The sequence below is a fragment of the Corynebacterium sp. HMSC06C06 genome (assembly GCF_001807295.1).
Taxonomy (GTDB): Bacteria; Actinomycetota; Actinomycetes; order Mycobacteriales; family Mycobacteriaceae; genus Corynebacterium; species Corynebacterium striatum.
Window position 1 is genome coordinate 1 of the sequence record NZ_KV788500.1, and the last position, 638, is coordinate 638.

The following is a 638-nucleotide window of genomic DNA, read 5'->3' on the forward strand; positions in this document are numbered from 1 at the left end:
TGTGATGTCTATGGAGTTTTTGGTCACGGAGTCTAATGGCTTTTTGGACGGGGAGTCCAGATAGTTTTTGGTCACGGAGTCCAAAGACTTCCTTGTCGTGATGTCTCAAGACTTTTTGGACAGTCGGTGGGTTGGAATACCAAGATGGCTATTTCAACCCATCTCCGCAAGAAAATAGCGGACTTCGACCCAGTAAGAGACGGACGAACCGTCACCCAATTCTGCAAGGATATTGGCGTATCTCGCCAAACCTATGCCAACATCAAACGCCGCGTTGAACAACGCGGCCGTGCAGGCATCCTGCCTGACTCCACCGCCCCGCATTCCCCAGCCAGAATCTACGATGATCACCTTCGTCAGAAAGTCATCACAGCTCGATCAGTGCTCAAGGCCCAGGGACGGGACTATGGCCCGTGGTCAATCTATTACTACCTCATTGATGACCTTGGTTTAGAGCACCCACCGGCACGGTCTACGATTGCGCTTTGGCTCCACGAAGCTGGTGTTGCTGAGGCCAATGCCCGTAAACGTCCTCGTAAAAGCTTTAAACGCTGGGCACGCGATAAAGTCGATGAGCTGTGGCAACTCGACGGGTTTGTCTACCGACTCTTTGACACTCCACATACCCAGATCACTAT

Annotated in this window: 1 pseudogene; it reads left to right on the forward strand. The window is 51.9% G+C overall.

Annotated elements, in window-relative coordinates:
• Window positions 1-144 precede the first annotated feature (144 nt).
• Window positions 145-638, forward strand: a pseudogene (locus tag HMPREF3153_RS12875) (transposase); the annotation flags it as partial.